The organism is Paenibacillus ferrarius (assembly GCF_002027705.1).
Taxonomy (GTDB): Bacteria; Bacillota; Bacilli; order Paenibacillales; family NBRC-103111; genus Paenibacillus_E; species Paenibacillus_E ferrarius.
Genome location: NZ_MBTG01000029.1, coordinates 1 through 15,495, shown reverse-complemented (window position 1 = coordinate 15,495; position 15,495 = coordinate 1). Strand labels below are relative to the sequence as shown.

Genomic DNA, 15,495 nt, shown 5'->3' with positions numbered 1-15,495 from the left:
ATATCGTTCCCAGTTAGCTTAGTTGACAGGAATATCGAGTTCTTTACGAAGTTGATTTACTGTCTTTTCATTTTTTTGGTATTCTTCTCTTCCTTTTTTAAACTTTTCGATTATTTTCAGTGATTCTTCTGCCCGTTTGAGATACTTATCGTCGTTATATCTTACAGCAGCTTCTTTCAATTCATTGACACCCATTGACCAGGTTTCAATGGCTAAATCTAACTGCTTGGCGAAATTTTCAGTATCGTCAGGATCAGCTTCTAGTTCGAGCTTTCTTGTTTCATTACCGAGACTCTTAACTTTAATACCTTGTTGGTTTCTTGCATCTTTATCCTCTCTTGTTTGGTCAGGCATCGCATCCAATAAATTGTGCCCAATAGTTTCCTTATCCTTAGCTAGATTAGCTAGAGCTTTCAGAGAGGCAATATCTTTTGCAGCTAGTGCAGAAATAGAAAATATACTTGCCGTAACTAAACATATAGCTGTGATGGCAATTAGTTTTGTTTTTAATTTCACGAATTTCCCTCCTCTGTTGTCATACTTTATACGATTCCATTACTTGGAAGTTACGTTAATCTGCCCGTTAGCACAAAAGGCTGCACTCGGCAGCCTCGATGTTTGGGATTTAACTATCGTTCCCAGTTAGCGAAATGATTAAAATGTCTTAAAATCTTCAGGGATCTTGGCTTAATGGGAAGTTACCTCGGATTTTTAACCGAATATCACAGGAGCCGTTTGTATGATTCCTTGAATAGCCTTTAAGTCTTCAGGAGATAGTTTGGCCAAGAGTTCATTATAAGTCGAAATGGAATTCGTCCCCAGGGACTCTCCACTCTCTCTCATGAGTCCAATCTACCAAACGCCACCACTCATTTCTCGGTAGCATCTTTTTAGCAATTTCCTTTTGCTCATAAATTACTGGTCTTCCATTTTGTTCGTAAATATAAGGTTTCTTAAAAGCCAGCCCTACTCCAAGATACCTAACTTTATACCGAGGGAGCTGAGCGAGGGATTGCCACGCGGCAATCCCTCTGTCTTATTGTCTGTTTTTTAGTAGAGATGCGAAATATATTAAAGTAGAGATTACCGCTAAAAGGAAGCCTAGTCCACCGATGAATATAAATACAAACATAGGAACAGGACTTGGATTACTATAGAAATTGTCATGGTTAGCAATTACTTTAAAATAATATATCCCACTACTTACGATCCCCGCTAGCCAGATTATTACTCCTATAATCATTAAGTTGACTAAGGGTTTTCTTGATTTTAATTGCAATATGATCGCCCCTTTACTAATAATTTGTGGTAACACGAATATAGAAAAGTATATATAATTAGTAAATTAACGAAAATATTATATCAGCACTAAATTTCGCGGTGAGCAGCTCCAGACTTCCACTAAAACAGAGTATATTTAAGGAGCATTACCACCAGAAACAATTTGCCACCCAAAAACAGTGAATTTCAAGTAGAGAATATGTGGAAAGTTATTGTGAAAATTCCCATCTTTCTCTTTAACGTAGTACCTTTGACCGTAAGAAGTGTCAAAGTAATCATCTTTAACAATATAGTAATTAAAATTAGCACTTTTTAAATGGCTCATAATTGCTTTTTCTGGTGATGAGTGATTGTAAAGATATGTACTCGAAAGAACAATAATTATAATCCCAAGTAATGAGAACAAAACCTTATTTTTCACTAACATCCCACCTTATAAGGAATGGAATCCCCTTTCGGTCAACTCCCTCAGCAACTTGTTGAGCTATAGTTCTCCGATAGCTTAAAAAAACCATTCAGTTCTCTTCTACGTTATTAGATCTAATCCCACCACGTCTTAAAAACACCACCAATCAATATTCTGATGCCTTTAGAATACATTTTCACTTTGTTAACTCCCTTAAGTTCCTCACTCTTCACTCTATAGCCGTTCGCCTCATCCGTTTCACTTCTTATACGACACCAAATAATGGAAAGTTTCGCTGAACTGCCTGTTACTTGATTGAACAAAAATAGGAGCTGCCGCAGCAGCTCCTTCACTATCGTTCACGGTTTAACTTAATGAACTTTCTACTTCAATATTTCGAATTTTTTTGATTGAATCATAATAGGTTCTAACCTTCTCATTGATTACTTCTAACTGCTGCGACAAATCGCTAAGTTGCTGTTTAGTCAGGCGTTGCTGTTCAACCAGCAAGTTATATCTCTCCGGAATCGTTTCATCTCCCTGTTTATATAATTCCAAATAACTTTGTATCATTTTTACGGACATCCCGGTAGATCTGAAAGCCAATATGGTTTTAAGCCAACGGAGAGCATCGTCATTAAATAACCGACGATTATTTTCGTCCCTCACGACACCTGGTATCAAATCTTGATCTGTATAGAATCGAAGTGTATGCGGCGATATATGAAATTTTTCTGTTACTTGTTTTATGGAATATAACATCGTTCTGCAGGCACCTTTCCAAATATGTTATTGACTTCGAGTAACTCGAATTCATTATACTTCATCTTGATCGATACTATAAAGGAAACTTGAGGTGAGTGAAAGTGGCAAATAAATTAGGTGTATTAGTTTAATTCATTATCTTCTCAAGGCGTTCACATATTTTTTTTGAACAAGTCCATGATAAAAAAGTCTTAATCCAATAATGGAGGTAGTCTATTATGTCTAAGGTTTGGTTAATAACAGGTTGTTCTCGAGGATTTGGTCGCGCGCTCGCCGAGGCTGTTTTAGAGCAAGGTGATAAATTAATTGCTACAGCACGCAAGCCCGAGCAAATTTCCGATCTAGTTGATCGCTATGGTGAGCAGGTTCGCGCAGTAGTTCTTGACGTAACGAATACAGTGCAAGTGGAATCTGCTATCCAGGCTTCTATTGACGCATTCGGGCGATTGGATGTTGTCGTTAATAATGCAGGTTATGGGAATATTGCTTCGATTGAGGAAACTACCGATGAAGACTGGAAATCTCAAATCGAGACCAATTTATGGGGAGTTATTAATGTTACGCGGGCAGCCTTACCAATTCTACGTAAACAAAAGGAGGGTTATATTGTTCAGTTTTCCTCGATTGGAGGCCGTACTGGCTCACCAGGTTTAGGTCCATACCAAACGGCAAAATGGGCTGTAGAAGGCTTCTCTGAAGTGTTATCCAAAGAAGTCGCTCCATTAGGTATAAAAGTGATTTTGATTGAGCCAGGTGGATTTAGAACTGATTGGGCGGGTTCCTCTATGAAGTTTACACAACCCAACGAGGATTATCAGGACACAGTAGGCGAGATGTATAAACGTCTTAGTGAACGCGCAGGGAAAGAAGCAGGCGATCCTGTAAGAGCCGCCAAAGCGGTAATTACTATCGTTAACGAAGAAAACCCACCATTGAGACTATTGCTAGGTAGAGGCGCAGTCCAAATTGCAAGAGCAACTGATCAAGCTAAACTGGCGGAGACAGACCGCTGGGAAGCACTTAGCATCTCTGCAGATTTCGAAGAGTAATTGTTTGTTTCCTTCAAACTAAAGTCACATAGGTTTATTTTCCTCAACTCTGAGACCAGCCCCAAAGTTACAACGTTCGAATTAATGTTGGATAATCTAAATGTCTCGTTTTGAGAGAACCCGATCCATTTCATCAAAATGTTCTTTATCGCTTGAAGCATAGATCAGATCAAAACTATCGTCATTTTTCATAACTGTTATTATGCTGTCATCGTGATTGCCATAAAATTCGATGCCAATCCAATGCCGAAAGGAAATACCTTTATTTTTAAAATTTTCACGAATAAAATCCAAGTCGGTTTGTTCAATGGAATAGAATGATTCACAGCCGTATTCAAGAGCGAATACGGTTTGCAAATAGGCCATCGCATGAAAAAAATCGGTCAATGTTTCAAATTCCTTTTTCCATACCTTTTCATCGTAACTCATATAGACAGGGGGATTGGACCTGGATAAATCGTTCTTATGGATTCCCCAAACACAGACACGTTGATTCTCGCGATAAAAAATTAAATATTCGCTATGTTTGAAGTATTGGAGTTGCTCGGGTTTGATCAAACTATCTTGCGTATGATTCAGCCGCTCGTCTTTACCGAGTTCCCAATAATAATCTATAAACACCTGGGGCAATTCACCAAAATTATTTTTAATGGTTTGTATCTCGTCATGACTAAACCCATTTCGTTTCGTAATATGAAATAGTTTTTTTATCATTGTAAAATCAGTCACCTGCATCACACCTTATCCTTGTATAATACTCCATCGATTGACTTAAGAATATTCCAAGACGGTCTCCTTAACCATCAAGAGAGCATATTATACACCCATTTTACCATATCTTTACTCGAGAATCCTGCCCTTTAGCTTAATAAAATAAGGAGCAAGTTGCCGTGGCAAAACTGCTCCTTGTTTTTGTTCAACTATAGTTATCCGTTACCGGAATTGCTTGCTCTTTGCGGCGCGATGCTACGGGATTACGAAGTAGTCGTATAAAAACGGCTCTGGCAAACCGTCATTACTATAATGAGAAAAGGAGCCTGCCGAATTCCAAGCTCCTTCAATACAGGTTCCCAAAAATTAATAATAATTGTGATCCAAATTCCATCCATTTATTGTTGATTTATTCAACTATGCTGCCCTTTAGTTGTGCCGCCGAACAAGAAAAAAAACCGCAGCATGAGGCATGCCGCAGGTCTCTAACTCGTATTACTTTAGATCGATCCATGCCGAAGCTCAACTTAGGAGCTGGCATCCGTATCAATGATTTCATCCAGTTCTGAACTATGTTCGTTTGCGGCTGCAATAATTTCTTGATCGACCTTATTACTTCCTTGAATTTGCTCCGCGGCTTGGGCTTGATTGTTCAGTTGCTTAACAATTTGCCCTGTGCCATGAGCTCCTTGATGTCCTCTACTGGATGTCATTGTATTTATCCTCCAAATTCGAAAGTTGATCTCCCTACTATATTATTCGCTGAAATGTGTTTAAGCATCACCTGGTTGATCGTGTGTATTATTTTGTGCAGACTGGTCAGGCGATTTTTGAGTTCTAGATTGCAGTTCCTTATCAACGGTTCGCTGAGATTTGGTTATCTTAGTTTTAGTTTTATCGGACATTGAGATTACCTCCTTTCTATCCCCTTTGAGTAATTTGAAACATATATATTGTACTCACTTAAGAAGTAATATAAGCAGACACATTGTGCCAATCACTAAGTTGGTCGGCGAAATTAAACAATAATATCTTACTGGGAATTAAAGCTTTTCAAATCAGATTATTCTTGCATAATCCTCCCTTAATCTCCACAAAATAAAGCACATTGAGAATAAGAGTGATTTTATCCTATGGCAAATAACAGCACTTTACTCGTACCACCTACCTGATCGGTGCAATTAACGCTTGGAAAACAATTTTTCTTTTGAGTTAGACTTGGGGCTGTTCCTCCACTCCCATTACAGTAGATTCATCAGTCATGCCCCTGCTTCGCACGCTCGGCTAGTGCCGAAAGATCGTTCCCTTTCAAAGCACCCTCAATTAGTTCAGGCATCTTATCGGGGGAACAGCCAAAACATGGAATACCATGTTGAGCCAGCTTTTTGGCTACCACATCGTCGTAAGAAGGCACACCTTGGTCAGATAAGGCGAGTAAGCAGATCGTTTTCACACCTGAATCGTGCATATCGATCAACCTTTGCATCATCTCTGTTCGGTTGCCGCCTTCATAGAGATCCGAGACCAAGATAAATAGCGTTTTCTTCGGCTCCGCAATAAAAGATGAGCAGTACGCAATGGATTTATTAATATCCGTTCCGCCGCCAAGCTGAATCCCAAACAGCATATCGACGGGATCCTCCGCGCACTGCTCGCTTAAATCCACGACCTCCGTGTCAAATGCAACCACACGCGTATCCAGCGCAGGCATACTGGCGAAAATCGAGCCGATAATGGAGGCGTAAATGACGGAGCCCGCCATCGAACCGCTTTGGTCGATATCCAGGATAACCGTCCATTCCTTGCTCCGCCGTGCACGGTCGAAGAAATACACCTTCTCCGGCAGCAGCAGTCCGCGCTCTTTGTTGTAGTGCTTTAGATTTTTACGGATGGTTGTGTTCCAATCCAGCCCGGTTGCCGACGGCAGCGGAGAATGCTGCCTGCGGTTCAGCGCACCCGTAACTGCCCGGCGCAAATCCTGCGAAAGCCGTTTCACGATTTCATCAACAACGGCTTTGACGAGCTGCCTTGCGGTTTCTTTCGTTTTCTCTGGTATTTTCCCTTTTAGCGCCATTAACGTGGCTACCATCTGAATGTCCGGCTTTACTTGGGAAAGCAGCTCCGGCTCGAAGAGCAACTGCTTCAAGCCTTTGCGCTCGATCGCATCCGACTGAATAACAGACACCACATCAGGCGGGAAAAAGGTGCGTATATCGCCCAGCCACTTGGCGAGCTTCGGCGACGATGTCCCCAGCCCTGCTTTGCGGGAGCGGGAGCTGACGCCCCCCACTCCGTCATCACGGCTGTCACCTGCCGTGTCATCATAGATGGCGGCAAGCGCCTCATCCATGAGCCTCGACTCTTCGTCGAGCATAGCATCACCTGCGCCGTACGATATCAGTTTCTCTTCGGAAGCAGCGCCCAAAATCAACCGCCAACGTTTCATTTGTTCTTGATCGACCTTTGTCATAGGCTACAAATCTCCAAAATCAAAATCATTGAGCTCATCCAGCTTCTCCTTCTCTTCCTCGCTTAGAGGCTGCTGCAACGCAGCACCTGCCATATCCGCGCCAACGCCCCAAATATCGCCCATCATCTCGGCTACTGTCGCCTTCTCCCTCGGTTCGAACGAGCCGAAAGCCCTGCGCAGAAAAACGAGCGAACGATGGAAAGCTTCCTTATCAAGCGATGCGATATACGCATCAAGCTGCTGCCACAGCGACACCCTCGATAAAAGGGCATACCGGTTGCGCATCGTTATCCCTTCAAACCAGCCAGCACCCAAATCGACAGGAATTCCAGGAGACAGACGGCGCGAAACTTCCTGTGCAACCCGTTCATCTGGAATCTCATTGCGCTCCAGCAATATAGCGAAAGCGAAGCCTGACAGCTTAGCATTCCGGTCATCACGTGAAGCCAGATCTTGCAGTTTATTGAACCATAATCCGTCATCGACTTGGTCATAATGGTCTTGTGCAACGGTATGGAGAGACTGAATCGCCCGCACCATACCTTCAGCGGCATCGTCATTGCAGCCCGAAGCATCCACGAGCAGCAGAGTTCCCCGAAGAAACAACTGCTGGAGCAGTGGAAGCAGCGTATCTGTTTCGATCCGGCGGATAGATCCATATCGGATCAAAACGGACAGCTCGTAGGCCGCCGCTGCTATCTGTTCAAAGCTGCCCGTGTCCACCGCAAGCCCTTGCAGCGCGGATTTTGCCTGCTCCATGAGCTCAGTCAAATCGCAGTCGCACGCAATCCTGATGATGCGCGAAGCTTCTGCGATATCGCTGCACGCCTCAAGCCACTCCTTCAGTACGAAAGCGGCCGCAAGCTCGATCGTCTCCCCCTTCAAGGTTGACTCTACCGCCTGAATCTCGGCTTCGGGCGTCCAACGCAGCACCCAATGCTCCGCCCATGATGCGGAAGCTTGGTATACTCGTTCCTTTTTGGCGAATTGAATGCCAAGCAGCTCTAGGCGCTGCAAGAGAACGGACCGCTTCAAGTCCAGAAACGCGGCTTCCTCCGATTTCACTCTGCGGTTTTCCCGCAAGTCCAGCTCTAGCGTTGTCGCTACCGCCGTTTTAAATTTTTCAAGCTTAAGTCTCTTAAGCTCTCTGTTCAAATCATCTTGAATCGGCGTCTGGCTGACGCCTTCGGGCAATCGGCCGATGGCTGTGCCAACGTCGGTTCTAGCCAATGCTTCCGCAATCGTGGAGAACTCGCCGAAGCCTAGACATACCGTTGCCGCGTCGCGCAAATCCTTCCAAGTCGGCAGGCTTCCGTCGTGCAAAGCAGCAAGTGCCTCCGCCAGCCTTACTCCCTCGATGAGCGAAGCGGTGGATCTATAAGTGCCGTGCTCTCTGAGATGGGCAGCCACCTGCGAGAAATATAGAGCAGGAAGCCGGTGAAGATCTCCTCTTTGCAGACACTGCCAGAACAGCTCGAAATAAGCGGGAGCCTGATTCCCTGCGCCATAGCCGGAATGCGACGAAAGCTTATAGTACGAATACGGCATTAGCGTCAGCTTCGTGGTTGTTTTCGGCAGGCCCTTCAACTCTTCAGCCGTCATTGCCGGGAAGCGGAAATCCATCGCAGAAGCGTGATGTGCGCCGGTTACGACAACAATTTTCTCTGGAGCATGACCGTCCGCTATGGCATCTTGAATTTTACGTCTCATATACGCTTCCCGAATTTCATTGTAAGCCGCTTCCTGCGGCGCAAGCTGCATCTCCTGCCTTGCGGAAAGCTCGCGCATTTGTATAGAAAACTGATAAATGCCCTGGCGGTAAGCGTCTTTTTGCAAATTTTGTTCAAAATACCGTTCCCAATAAGCCTCGTAGTCCGGCTCATCGGACAGCTCGGCTATCCGCTGGTACAGCGCGTTCTGTTCATAAACATACACTTGCAAGTCGTCCGCTTCTTGCGCATGCTCTGACTCGGTAGTAGATCGTCTGCGTTTCCGCTGTTCATAAAGCGCCAAAGCATGCTCAGAGGGCAAATCAATAAATGCAGCCTGCGCATTGTTTTTGCTAGCCCACATAAAAGCCTGATATTCCGGCGAATAATTGGCGTACGGATATAGCAGCGTCCTTACAGGTAGCCCATCCGTGTAAGCTAAAATGGCAATGGGCGGGACAACACCACTCGAGGTCAGCTCACTGATAAAAGGGCTTGCATCGCTGGGACCTTCAATGAGCACAACTGTAGGCTTTATTTCATCCAAAAAAGCTAGGAGGTGATGAGCGCCTGCAGGCGATAAGTGCCGTATACCGAAAACATGAAACCCCGAACTTTTGTCTAGTTGTTCATCTCCGAGCACGCGAAGTACAGATTTCTCCATGTCGATCCCCGCTTTTTCATCACATTTTCAAGATATTCCTTCCATACGAGCCGATCCTTCTCTTCGTCCTTCACAATCGCACCCTGCAGGCCGGCTGCGATATCTTCCTCACTGATGCTGCCACTGCCAAAGCTTCCTGCAAGCGCCATACTGCCTGTCAGCAGCGAAATAGCTTCAGCTGTCGAGATGACCCCGCTCGGCCCTTTCACCTTCTCTTTGCCGTCAAGCGTCATCCCGCTGCGCAGCTCGCGGAAAATCGTCACAACCTTCCGTACCGCCTCCTCATCTGGAAGCGTCGATTTCAGCTCATAGCTGGTCGATATTTCGCTGACCCGCTTACGTACGATTTCCACTTCTGTCTCGATATCCGAAGGGGACGGAAGCACAATGATGTTAAAACGGCGCTTCAAAGCCGCTGACATCTCGTTCACACCGCGGTCACGCGTGTTTGCCGTTGCGATGATCGAGAAACCTCTGGACGCGAACACCTCTCTGCCCAACTCTGGGATCGAGATTGTTTTCTCCGAGAGGATTGAGATCAGGGCGTCCTGCACCTCTGACGCGCAGCGAGAAATCTCTTCGAAGCGGGCGATCCCGCCGGTTTCCATCGCCCGGAAAATAGGGCTCTTAATAATCGCTTGATCAGAAGGTCCTTGCGCCAGCAGCATAGCATAGTTCCACGAATAACGGATATGTTCCTCGCTCGTACCTGCCGTTCCTTGGATGACTTTGCCGGAATCTCCAGTAATGGCCGCAGTCAAATTTTCCGAAAGCCACGACTTCGCCGTCCCAGGCTCACCGATCAGCATGAGCGCCCGGTCGGTCAAAAGTGTAGCGATCGCCATTTCTATCAATCTTTTGTTTCCGATATATTTTGGCGTGATGTTAACACCTTTTACTTTTCCGCCCGTCAGAAATGTAAGAACAGCTTTCGGAGAAAGCTGCCATCCAGCAGGCTTTGCATCCTGATCCAATTTCTTCAAAGCTTCCAATTCCTCAACATAAAGCCTTTCGGAGGGCAATCTTACGACATCTTGCTTCTGATCCATCCCCATAATCCCTGTCCCTTCTCCCCATAATTTGAGCTATCCCTCTGCTCCGTCTCTCGTTCTGACTCCGGTTTGGCAGCAATCGTTTCTGCAATATCCAACAATTGACTTTTCATGCCTTGATAGGATAAGCCCTCTGCGAATTGCCGCAGTCTTTCCGCATATGGCCTTGGCAGCAGCGAAAGCAGCGTTAATTGGATACGATCCAAGTAGTAGAACTGCTTATTTCCGCCTTTCTCCAAAATGTCCATGAGCAGCTTTGACGCATCTGGATCGTTTTGACGGAATAAGATCAGCAATAAATTCGTTGTTTTAGTTACGTTAAAGCTAGGTCGTTCTTCGCACTTCTTTACAATATAAGCTGTCACTTTCGGGTCTGATTCTCGGGCGAATCTGCAGACAAGCTCCTCCTCATCCAATTTTACAAAAAGATGCACCCATCTTGGGTCCCAACTTGAAAAATCGGATGAAGAAATAGGTTCGCTTTCATGCACTTGTGGTAGTAATTGCGTTTGCAGTTGTGTATACAGCGACGGAGTCACCTCATACAGGACACGAAGCAAATCCTTCGCCACTGCCGACTTTTTGTCCTTGAGATCATGGCAAAAACGTTCGTAGACATCCTCTGGAGGAAGAATTTTCAGAGCTGCTCTAAAGCTGTACGCAATGAATTTACGATTATACGCCTCGTGCAGCGTTAAGATAAAACGGTCCGCCTCAGGCAAATCCAGTTGAAGCAGTAGATCGGCAGCGGCTTCCTGAAGAGCTTCCGTCTCCGGAACGATAAAGTCTGGAGTGGACAGCAAAAGCTCTAAAAAGCTAACAACCTCGGGCACTCTTTTTACATGCAGACTGCGGATGTCCGCAAGCAACAGTTGAGTTGAATCAGAAACATTCGAACGTCGCTTGATATTGTCGAGCATCGTTTTGGCATGTTCAAGAATGTTTAGTGTAAGCTCATTCGCCTTGCACAATTGTATCGGCTCTATGGCGATATCTTGATCCTTTGAATTGAGCGCTTTATACAAGCGAGCAATGGCCTCTTCCGTTCCAAGACGAGACAAAGCGAACAATGCGGCTCTGCGGATCTCTTTTTTCTTATCGTCTGCCTGCTCCAAAATGAAATCTTCTTGCTCCGGATAGTCACTCAGAAGCTCAATTGCCATGGAGCGAACCTCCGTCGAACCCTCAGCCGCAGCTTGCAGCAGCAGTTCTAAGTCCGATGCAGGACGCAAAGTATGGAGGAGCTGCAAGCGGCGGGCGTCCCCTTTTCCGCCATCCATTCTGAATTGCTGCTTCAGCGCTGGGAGCGCTGCCGTCCCAACTACCGGCAGTACCTCGCGGTGAAGATAATCCGGGATTTCAGCATAGCTGTCATCCAACGCAGAAACAGCCGCAGGGATCACGCGAAGATCAAGAAACAGCCTCTCTTCATGCCCAAGCCGCAGCTGTTCCATTCGCCCTTGCCCCTTTTTCGTCAACGCTTCAATCAGCGGATAGATCTTGCGATAGGGAAGTGATGTGGGATGTGCGGATTCAGCTTCAGCTGCCTCCAAAGGGGCGAGTTCTTCTTTGGTCTCCGTTTTCCCTTGCGTGTACAGGACCGAATTAAGCAGCGTACCCAGCTCCAACAGTTTCTCCGCTGAGTTGCTTGTCTCCGCTTCTAAGACTTGACTAACCGCATGCGCCATTCGCTTAAACACCGGCGCCGACTCGCCCAGCTTGTGCAAGTGGGGAAGTATTTTCTGCATACGCAAATCACCTGCCGCCATTCCGCTCCCCGCGATAAACAAGCGCCGCACCTCATACTGCAGCTCAAACAATATGTCTATACTCATGGAATCGTCTCCTAATTCTTTTCATCAATACAGCAGGCGAATGATTTCATTCGCAGTTATAATGCTTAGTGGCTGCGCCTCAAGCCGATTATGCGTCCAATTATGTTCAAACATGACGAGCATCGCTTGGTTGTGAAGGTGCGGCTTCGTCAGCATTGTCAACAAATTGGTTGTTGGCTCGCCAAGATACGAGATGTCCGTCAGTGGCAGTTGCTTGCCTTTTTCATCTATTAACACATAGGAAGTATCCGTCTTCTTAATTTCTGAAAAATGGAGCAGTACGACCGGATGCTTGTCAGAAAGCGGGTTTTTGATGAGATTTTTCACCTGCTTGATGACTTCCGGAAATGATTTCAGAGCTGCTGCATGGATGTTGTGATAATCCTGCGGACTCACCTCGCGGAACGTCGCTTCCTCGGGACGCACTCTTGTATTCAGCTCACCGGGGTATAGCGCAAGCTCCTTCGCTCGGACCACCTGAAAGACAGAATCTTCTTCACGTATGTATTTGACTGCGCGAAAAGGGCGATACGTTCTTGTTATGTGAATTTGGCCGCTTTGGAGATCCGTCCAATACCCCTCATCAATGAATTCGCCTCTTGCTGGATCCGTATACGATCGGAACGATAGCTGCAGCAATTCAATGTCGCTGCGTACACGGCCCAGTTCTCTTAGCTCGGCGATTTGCCAGGCATGCCCGATCCATTCCTCCAATGTCGTTTCCGAATCGATAGGAATATCTGGATTTTCCAATCTGCTGCTCATGTACTCTTTGCTTTTCTTGATAAGCGCGTGCAAAGTGGTAAGCTGCTCGATTGCAATTGGGTACACCGTTTCACGTTCTTCTTCGCTTCGGAATTGCAGCGTAAATTCCCTAAATGCCGTTTGGATGCCAGGGATGTAGTAATTGCCGAGTTGCTTCGCCTGCTCATCGGCGGTTTGCAGCGCCTTTTTGTCCAAGCTGCCAAGTCCCGATGTAACCAACTGCAAGATCAGCTTCTCGGCAATGCTGATTCCTTCAAGCTGAGCTGTTATTTTTTTCAGTAACGTTGATTTGTTCGTTTTACGTTTGACAACAGGAGCATCCGTGGCGGCGGATTCCTTCTTCTTCTCTTCCCGTTTCTCGGCCTTTTCCCTTTTGTCCGCAATATCTTGAGGAACGGGAGCCGTAATAAATGTCTTTTCTGAAGTAAATGCATACATCAATCCGAGATTGTGTTTGCAAGGGAACTGACGGCTTGGACAAGTACACCGGAATACGGGATTGCCTTCCTTTATAAGATCAACTGAACATCGATACGGGTCTTTGCCGCTCCCCTTACACTCCCCAAAAATGATCGTTCCATCTTCTGACTGACAAAGCAGTGGAAAGCTGTTTTTCTTCACCAAATCCTTACCATTCTTGATCGCACTGCTGTTGAGTGCCAGACTGTCCACATACACTTCCGTTAAATGCTTCATCTTGTACCCCTCATAACTTGGTATACAAACAGTTTCCACACTAACCCTAAATTTCCTTTTTCATGGGTATGTCTTTTCCAGCATGAATCCTTTCAACCTTAGTACCTGTAATAAATGCAAGTACTTTTGATTCTATTCCACCTATTAGCCAGCTTCGCTGAAAAAGATGACTTGACCATGACCATGTCCGTTAGGTGAGTCAATGTAAAAACACCTTCAAAAGGATATCCTCTCATTATCTTACTAACGAAAGTTATTCTCATGAAGGTGTTTTATATGATCATTACGTTCTTGCTGTTAATTATGCTGGCGGTAGCCTACAGATCGCTTGCTAAGAATGTCCTATAGTTGATGGTGGTTGCGAATTTCTTTCGCGAATGGCTTCTTCAGTACGTGGTACTAGAAACTCTACGCCAAATTTTGCCGCACTCGCTTGCACTTCCTCGATGAAAGGACGGAAACTCTTATTGTATTCTTGGAACGCAAATTCGAAATTGCCATGGCATTTTTGGAAAGCATCAGCCAAAGCAGCGGCCCCATCTATTGCCAGTGATCCGCCCATGCCAGCAGCTGGAGAGGCGCAGTATCCAGCATCACCGACTAGCGCTACCCTGCCTTTTGTCCAAGACGGCATTTTCATTTGGCACAGCTTGTCAAAGTAAAAAGTTTTCGAGTTCTTTACTTCTTCCAGCAATTCCGTCGTTCGCCAGCCTAGCCCGGAAAACTCTTTCAGAATTATATTCCGCTGCTGTTCTTCGTTCCGGTAATCGTAAGGGATTTCCTCCTCCGAGAAAAAGCAGAGGACGATATCGGTTTTATTGTTGTAGGCGTTCAGGAAGACCGCCTTGCCAGGCTCATTGTACATCTGTGTCGTATTCTCCCGGATCAACGACTTATTCACGATCGTGATAGAGAAATAAGTTTTAAGGAAATGCGAAAATTCCGCCTCATCACCGAAGCAATATTTTCTGACGGCCGAATGAATACCATCACAGCCAAATACCAGGTCAAACGAGCACTTTTGACCCCCTTTAAAAGCTACATCGACGCCGTTACTTTCTTCCTTTAACGATGTTATGCTATCGCCAAAAATAAACTCGACATCATCTTTGACAGCCTCGAACATCATATTCAGTAATACATCTCGCTCTATTTCGTATTCATCTTCCGCGAACTGCTCACTGTCATTTTGAATGAAGTCCAATCTTTCAGTGACATCATCGGAATTTTTCAATTCAATCACTTCCATGGTTATTCTATTCGACTGGATTTGGTCGAACAGCCCCATACGTTTCACGACATCGATGGTATTTCCGCGGATATTTACAGGCGTGCCGCCTTTTTTGAGACCTTCGGCGATCTCAACAACGGTCACGTTGTAGCCCAACTTCTTCATCCAGTAGGCTGTTGAGAGGCCGGCAAAGCTCGCCCCGCTAACTAGGATTTTTTTTTTCATATTCGTTCCTCCCGTGTTGGAACCTCAATCCCCAATACTGTTGATTACAGTGTATAGAATAAAATAATTTTATAAACTGAATATAAACTACTAGTTTTTCAGAAAAACCTTATTCATACACAGAGGTAAGGGTTTGAAGCTATCGACTCCCTGTTCATATCGTACGAGAGAGTTTGATTCAACCATACGAGAAAAGGCAACCGCTCCACTTAGGTCCGGTTGCCTTCTTTTATGTTGCTTTTGAACTAACGTTCGTCGTTAGCTCAACGACCAATTCTACTTTCACTTTACAGTTTTAGGCGAACGAGGTGATTTCGAACAGAATGCCATCAAGCGCTTTGAAATACAACGTATAGCCGCCCCGCATGTTCTTAGGTCCTTGATCTGGTTGGATCAACTTCTTGCCCACAAGCCGATCATAGAATCGATCCACTTCTTCCTTCGTGTCAACGTAAAATCCAACATGGAATCCTTCGGGGTAAGTCGGAACGCCTTCCAAGGCTGCTGAGCAGCTTAAGACAAGGGTGAATCCCTCTTTATCATTCATAACGGCAATCACGTCGCCTTTTCGCTCCTGCAGCTCAAAGTCAAACAAGTCCCGGAACAAACCCGTAGCTTCATTCAAATCGATCACGC

14 protein-coding genes are annotated in these 15,495 nt (G+C 45.4%); 1 reads left to right on the top strand and 13 read right to left on the bottom strand.

Going from position 1 to position 15,495, the window contains the following annotated elements:
* Positions 1–18: 18 nt before the first annotated feature.
* The 3 genes from BC351_RS26775 to BC351_RS26755 all read right to left on the bottom strand — a co-directional run bounded on the left by BC351_RS26775 (position 19) and on the right by BC351_RS26755 (position 2,449).
* A complete protein-coding gene (locus BC351_RS26775) occupies positions 19–516 on the bottom strand; it encodes a hypothetical protein (protein ID WP_079416793.1) in 498 nt (165 codons plus the stop codon).
* Between the two features lie 901 nt (positions 517–1,417).
* Positions 1,418–1,702, bottom strand: a complete 285-nt coding sequence (locus BC351_RS26765; RefSeq protein WP_079416789.1) for a hypothetical protein — start codon at positions 1,700–1,702, stop codon at positions 1,418–1,420.
* 351 nt (positions 1,703–2,053) lie between these two features.
* Positions 2,054–2,449, bottom strand: a complete 396-nt coding sequence (locus BC351_RS26755) for a MerR family transcriptional regulator (RefSeq protein WP_079416786.1) — start codon at positions 2,447–2,449, stop codon at positions 2,054–2,056.
* Between the two features lie 221 nt (positions 2,450–2,670).
* Between BC351_RS26755 and BC351_RS26750 the strand changes: the two genes are divergently transcribed.
* The gene (locus BC351_RS26750) at positions 2,671–3,501 is read left to right on the top strand and encodes an oxidoreductase (protein ID WP_079416784.1); all 831 of its coding nucleotides are present in this window, start codon (positions 2,671–2,673) and stop codon (positions 3,499–3,501) included.
* Positions 3,502–3,597: 96 nt separating this feature from the next.
* Here BC351_RS26750 and BC351_RS26745 read toward each other — a convergent pair whose 3' ends face one another.
* From BC351_RS26745 to BC351_RS26705, 10 genes are all read right to left on the bottom strand, one after another.
* Positions 3,598–4,236, bottom strand: coding sequence for a hypothetical protein (locus tag BC351_RS26745; protein ID WP_079416782.1), 639 nt, complete (start codon positions 4,234–4,236; stop codon positions 3,598–3,600).
* Between the two features lie 503 nt (positions 4,237–4,739).
* Positions 4,740–4,925, bottom strand: a complete 186-nt coding sequence (locus BC351_RS26740) for a hypothetical protein (RefSeq protein WP_079416780.1) — start codon at positions 4,923–4,925, stop codon at positions 4,740–4,742.
* A gap of 60 nt (positions 4,926–4,985) precedes the next feature.
* The gene (locus tag BC351_RS43995) at positions 4,986–5,117 is read right to left on the bottom strand and encodes a hypothetical protein (protein WP_279628375.1); all 132 of its coding nucleotides are present in this window, start codon (positions 5,115–5,117) and stop codon (positions 4,986–4,988) included.
* A 350-nt stretch (positions 5,118–5,467) separates the two neighbouring features.
* Positions 5,468–6,682 (bottom strand): VWA domain-containing protein, encoded by a 1,215-nt coding sequence (locus tag BC351_RS26735; RefSeq protein ID WP_079416778.1) that lies wholly within the window; start codon positions 6,680–6,682, stop codon positions 5,468–5,470.
* A 3-nt stretch (positions 6,683–6,685) separates the two neighbouring features.
* On the bottom strand, positions 6,686–9,055 hold the full coding sequence (locus BC351_RS26730) for a DUF5682 family protein (RefSeq protein ID WP_079416776.1): 2,370 nt from the start codon (positions 9,053–9,055) through the stop codon (positions 6,686–6,688).
* Positions 9,013–10,104 carry an ATP-binding protein gene (locus BC351_RS26725; RefSeq protein ID WP_079416911.1) on the bottom strand — a complete coding sequence of 364 codons (1,092 nt, stop codon included), beginning with the start codon at positions 10,102–10,104 and terminating at the stop codon, positions 9,013–9,015. The genes BC351_RS26730 and BC351_RS26725 overlap by 43 nt, the downstream gene beginning before the upstream one ends.
* Entirely contained in the window at positions 10,080–11,942 is a 1,863-nt protein-coding gene (locus BC351_RS26720; RefSeq protein WP_079416774.1) for a HEAT repeat domain-containing protein, read from the bottom strand. Before BC351_RS26720 ends, BC351_RS26725 begins: the two co-directional genes overlap by 25 nt.
* Before the next feature lie 24 nt (positions 11,943–11,966).
* Positions 11,967–13,403, bottom strand: coding sequence for a hypothetical protein (locus BC351_RS26715; RefSeq protein ID WP_079416772.1), 1,437 nt, complete (start codon positions 13,401–13,403; stop codon positions 11,967–11,969).
* Between the two features lie 331 nt (positions 13,404–13,734).
* A complete protein-coding gene (locus BC351_RS26710; protein ID WP_079416770.1) occupies positions 13,735–14,859 on the bottom strand; it encodes an FAD-dependent monooxygenase in 1,125 nt (374 codons plus the stop codon).
* Between the two features lie 295 nt (positions 14,860–15,154).
* Positions 15,155–15,495, bottom strand: a 341-nt coding sequence (locus tag BC351_RS26705; protein WP_144028545.1) for a VOC family protein, incomplete at its 5' end; no start/stop codon positions are given.

Bases quoted from the DNA above. Each gene is read 5' to 3' on its own strand.
- BC351_RS26750 (WP_079416784.1), top strand. From the start codon at position 2,671: ATGTCTAAGGTTTGGTTAATAACAGGTTGTTCTCGAGGATTTGGTCGC.
- BC351_RS26710 (WP_079416770.1), bottom strand. From the start codon at position 14,859: ATGAAAAAAAAAATCCTAGTTAGCGGGGCGAGCTTTGCCGGCCTCTCA.
- BC351_RS26735 (WP_079416778.1), bottom strand. From the start codon at position 6,682: ATGACAAAGGTCGATCAAGAACAAATGAAACGTTGGCGGTTGATTTTG.
- BC351_RS26740 (WP_079416780.1), bottom strand. From the start codon at position 4,925: ATGACATCCAGTAGAGGACATCAAGGAGCTCATGGCACAGGGCAAATT.
- BC351_RS26745 (WP_079416782.1), bottom strand. From the start codon at position 4,236: ATGCAGGTGACTGATTTTACAATGATAAAAAAACTATTTCATATTACG.
- BC351_RS26725 (WP_079416911.1), bottom strand. From the start codon at position 10,104: ATGGATCAGAAGCAAGATGTCGTAAGATTGCCCTCCGAAAGGCTTTAT.
- BC351_RS26730 (WP_079416776.1), bottom strand. From the start codon at position 9,055: ATGGAGAAATCTGTACTTCGCGTGCTCGGAGATGAACAACTAGACAAA.
- BC351_RS43995 (WP_279628375.1), bottom strand. From the start codon at position 5,117: ATGTCCGATAAAACTAAAACTAAGATAACCAAATCTCAGCGAACCGTT.
- BC351_RS26755 (WP_079416786.1), bottom strand. From the start codon at position 2,449: ATGTTATATTCCATAAAACAAGTAACAGAAAAATTTCATATATCGCCG.
- BC351_RS26720 (WP_079416774.1), bottom strand. From the start codon at position 11,942: ATGAGTATAGACATATTGTTTGAGCTGCAGTATGAGGTGCGGCGCTTG.
- BC351_RS26715 (WP_079416772.1), bottom strand. From the start codon at position 13,403: ATGAAGCATTTAACGGAAGTGTATGTGGACAGTCTGGCACTCAACAGC.